Source organism: Hydrogenophaga sp. (assembly GCF_041633695.1).
In the GTDB taxonomy this organism is placed as follows: domain Bacteria; phylum Pseudomonadota; class Gammaproteobacteria; order Burkholderiales; family Burkholderiaceae_C; genus Hydrogenophaga.
Genome location: NZ_JBFJMY010000382.1, coordinates 1 through 4,024 on the forward strand (window position 1 = coordinate 1; position 4,024 = coordinate 4,024).

The following is a 4,024-nucleotide window of genomic DNA, read 5'->3' on the forward strand; positions in this document are numbered from 1 at the left end:
CCGGCGGCGATGAAGATGGTCTTGGTGAGAAATTGGCGTCCTTTGGACGTTTCCACAAAGAAGCGCCCATCGTCCTGTTTCTCCACCGTGGTGACCTCTTGCCCGAGATGGAAGGTCGCCCCAAAAGGCTCGATCTGCTTGAGCAGCGCATCGGTGAGCTCTTGCCCGGTGCACACCGGCACGGCCGGGATGTCGTAAATCGGCTTGTCGGGATACAACTCCACCGGCTGGCCACCGGGATAGGCCAGCGAATCGATCACATGGGCCTTGATTTCCAGCAGACCGAGTTCGAACACCTGGAACAGCCCAACCGGGCCTGCGCCCACGATCACGGCATCGGTTTCTATCGGGCCGTCGTGTGCGGCGGCGGTGGCGATCACTTCTTGGTTCAGTTGAGGTTCCATGTTCTTTCAGCGGACCATCTCGGACAGTTTGCCCGTTTTGTCCTTCCAATCGTCGGCGTCTGGCAGGGGTTCTTTGCGCTTGGTGATGCTCTTCCAGCCCGGCAAGCGCGCCAGTTCGGCGTTCAGATCGGTCATGTGCAACTGGTCCGCCGGCAAGTCTTCTTCGGCGTAGATGGCGCTCACGGGGCATTCGGGGATGCAGACCGCGCAATCGATGCACTCATCGGGGTCGATGGTGAGGAAATTCGGGCCTTCGCGGAAGCAATCCACGGGACAAACGTCCACACAATCGGTGTATTTGCAGCGGATGCAGGATTCGGTGACAACGTGGGTCATGGTGATGGAGGGAATTCGGTAAAACCCGAATTTTAGGGTTTAGCTGAGGGTAGGGCTTTTGCATGCCCCTGGTCTTGACATAAGTTAAGGCATGGCTGCGGGCGAAAAAACTAGTTCACCAGCAAGGCCCCCGAGGTTTTGTGGCTGGCGGTATCGACCAGGACCAGCGAGCCCAGGGCCCGCGATTGCGCGAAAGGCAGGGTCACCAGCGGCTCTTGCAGGGTGAGTTCGATGTGGCCAATGGCGTTGGGTTCGAGCTGGGTCGCGTCTTCTTCGGCCAAGGTGTGGATGTCGAGGCGGTGCACGATGCGTTTGATCTTGGCCTTGACCCAACGGTGGCCGTGCAGCGCCCAGTACACGCGGCCGGGTACCAGGGTTTCGTCGTCCATCCAGGCCACGGTGGCCTGGATGTCGCGGCTCGCCTGCAGGCCGTCGTCCTGCGCCAGCAGCCAGTCGCCGCGCGACACGTCGAGTTCACGGTCCAGCACGATGCCGGCGCTGTGTCCGGCCATCACGGCCTGCGGGTTGCGCACATGGCTGAGCACCTGGGCCACGGTGGCGGTTTGCCCATTGGGCATCACGCGTACTTGCTGGCCGGGTTGGACCATGCCGGTGGCCACACGGCCCCAGAAGGTGCGGCGGCCCTTGGCGGTGTCGGCGGAAGAGGCGAACTTCTCGACCCACTGCACGGCAAAGGCAAACGGCAAATCGGTGTCGGCAGGCGTGACCGGCAGGTCCTCCAGAATCTGCAGCAAGGTGGGGCCGCTGTAGCCGCACCAGTTCGCCTCGGCGGCGGCATCCACCACGTTCCAGCCCATGAGGGCCGAGACCGGCACGGTGGCGGTGACCGGGATTTGCGCTTCAGCCGCAAAGGCTTGCAAGGCGGCGCTGATGTGTTCGAACGCGAGCCGGCTATCGGCCACCGCATCCAGTTTGTTGATGGCGAACACCACCGAGGGCACGCGCAGCAGCTTGAGCAGCAGGCTGTGGCGGCGGGTCTGCGGCAGCAGCTTGAGACCGGCGTCCTGCCATTGCAGCTTGCTGGCATCGACCAGAACCACTGCGGCGTCGGCGCTGGACGCGGCGGTCACCATGTTGCGGGTGTATTGCTCGTGCCCGGGCGCATCGCCAATGATGAATTTGCGCGTTTCGGTGTTGAAGTAGCGGTAGGCCACATCGATGGTGATGCCTTGTTCGCGCTCGGCCGACAGGCCGTCGGTCAACAAGGCCAGGTCGGTCTGGCCCTGGCGCTGCACGCCGGCCAGGTGGTCTTGCAGCACGGCCTTGCTGTCGACCAGCAGGCGGCCGATCAAGGTGCTTTTGCCGTCGTCCACGCTGCCACAGGTAATCAGGCGCAGCGCGGCACTGGTGTCGATGGCAGCGGGGGAAGAAATCGTGGTGTTCATGTCCATGTCCGAAGTCGAAGTGTCTGGTCCAGGGCGCCGCAGGTGCGGCGCGGGGCGTTAGAAGTACCCGTCCTTTTTGCGCTTCTCCATCGAGGCGTCGGAGGTCTTGTCGTCCATGCGGGTGGCGCCGCGCTCGCTCACCTCCACCGACAGCGTCTCCACCACGATGTCTTCGGCGGTGGCGGCGAGGCTGGGCACCGGGCAGGTGCAGGTGATGTCACCCACGGTGCGGAAACGCACATCGCGCCGTTCCACGGTTTCACCGCTTTGCGCCGGGGTGAGCTCGGTCACGGGCACCAGCAGGCCACGGCGGTCCACCACGTCGCGCTGGTGCGTGTAGTAGAGCGAAGGCAGGGCGATGTTCTCGCGGGCGATGTACTGCCACACGTCGAGCTCGGTCCAGTTGCTGATCGGGAACACCCGGAAGTGTTCGCCCGGCTGCAAGCGGGTGTTGAACAGGGTCCAGAGTTCGGGCCGCTGGGCCTTGGGCTGCCATTGGCCGAAGCTGTCGCGGTGGCTGAAGATGCGCTCTTTGGCGCGGGCCTTTTCTTCGTCGCGGCGGGCGCCGCCAATCAAGGCATCGAAGCGGAATTCTTCGATCGCTTCCAGCAAGGTCACGGACTGGTGCACGTTGCGGCTTTCACCGGGGTGGGCCAGGCGCACGGTGCCGCGCTTCATGGAGTCTTCGACGTTGCGCACGATCAGTTCGGCACCCAGTTCCTGGGCGCGGAAATCGCGGAAGTCGGTCACTTCCGGGAAGTTGTGCCCGGTGTCGATCATCAGCAGGGGGTAGGGGATGTTGCCCACGCCAAAGGCCTTTTCGGCGCACTTGAGCATGACCAGGGAGTCTTTGCCGCCCGAGAACAACAGGGTGGGGCGCTCAAAGGCGGCGGCCACCTCGCGCAGGATGAAGATGGTTTCTTCTTCCAGCGCATCCAGGTGGGCGTTGCTCAGGCTGTGGTCGGCGGTGTTCAGCACGGTGGCGTCGGCGCGGGCGTTCATGATGGGCTCTTTTCTTCGATGGCGTTTCGCAAGGGTTCGATCGCCTGCACGTGCAGGCCACATTCTTTGGCGCTTTCCTGTTCCCACCACCAGCGCCCGGCGCGAAAGTCTTCGCCCATGCTGATGGCGCGGGTGCAGGGCTCGCAGCCGATGCTGGGGTAGAACTGGTCGTGCAAGGCGTTGTATTCCAGCTGCTGGGTGGCCACAAAATGCCAGACATCGCCCCAGGTCCACTCCACCAACGGGTTGACCTTGATGCGCTCGGGTTCCTGCATGACTTCGGCCACTTCGGCCCGCGCATTCGACTGCTCCCGGCGCAAACCGGTGATCCAGCCGTCGTGCCCGGCCAGGGCGCGTGCGAGCGGCTCCATCTTGCGGATGTCGCAGCAACCTTTGCGCAGCTCCACGCTTTCAAACATGGCTTTTTCGCCGTTCTGCCGCACGAACTTGATCACCGACTCGTTTTTGGGGCGGTAGACCTCGACGCTGCGGGTGTAGCGCTTCTCGATTTTCTCGACCATCGCCAGGGTTTCGGGGTGCAGCTTGCCGGTGTCGAGCACAAAAATGCCCGATGCGATCTGGGCCAGGTGGATCAGGTGGGTGACCACCATGTCTTCCACCCCCAGGCTGGAGGCTTGCGTCAGCTTGGAATGGCTGGCGGCCACTTCTTTCAGCAGCGCGATGCTGCGGGCGACTTTGGCGTCGAAGTCGGCAGAGGGGCGGTTGTAGAGCTCGGTGGCGGACATGCGTATTCCTTTCAGGCCTGTTCGAGCACGAACAAGGGCGCAGGGGTGACGGCGTCGCCCTGGTAGAAGGCCGGGTAGTGGGCCAGCAGTGCCTGGCCACGGGCCAGGTCCTGGTCGGCCCGCAGAACCG

Annotated in this window: 5 protein-coding genes; all 5 read right to left on the minus strand. The window is 63.5% G+C overall.

The annotated features are described in order from the left end of the window. Positions 1 to 404: NAD(P)/FAD-dependent oxidoreductase (locus tag ABYB95_RS18500; protein ID WP_372660188.1), on the minus strand; the 404-nt coding region annotated here is incomplete at its 3' end. Positions 405 to 410: 6 nt separating this feature from the next. Further along, positions 411 to 740 (minus strand): ferredoxin FdxA, encoded by a 330-nt coding sequence (gene fdxA / locus ABYB95_RS18505; RefSeq protein WP_372660190.1) that lies wholly within the window; start codon positions 738 to 740, stop codon positions 411 to 413. Between the two features lie 110 nt (positions 741 to 850). Next, positions 851 to 2,146 carry a sulfate adenylyltransferase subunit 1 gene (locus ABYB95_RS18510; protein ID WP_372660192.1) on the minus strand — a complete coding sequence of 432 codons (1,296 nt, stop codon included), beginning with the start codon at positions 2,144 to 2,146 and terminating at the stop codon, positions 851 to 853. Between the two features lie 57 nt (positions 2,147 to 2,203). Then, the gene (gene cysD, locus ABYB95_RS18515) at positions 2,204 to 3,148 is read right to left on the minus strand and encodes a sulfate adenylyltransferase subunit CysD (protein ID WP_372660194.1); all 945 of its coding nucleotides are present in this window, start codon (positions 3,146 to 3,148) and stop codon (positions 2,204 to 2,206) included. Continuing rightward, positions 3,145 to 3,894, minus strand: a complete 750-nt coding sequence (locus tag ABYB95_RS18520; RefSeq protein WP_372660196.1) for a phosphoadenylyl-sulfate reductase — start codon at positions 3,892 to 3,894, stop codon at positions 3,145 to 3,147. The genes cysD and ABYB95_RS18520 overlap by 4 nt, the downstream gene beginning before the upstream one ends. Positions 3,895 to 4,024: the final 130 nt, after the last annotated feature.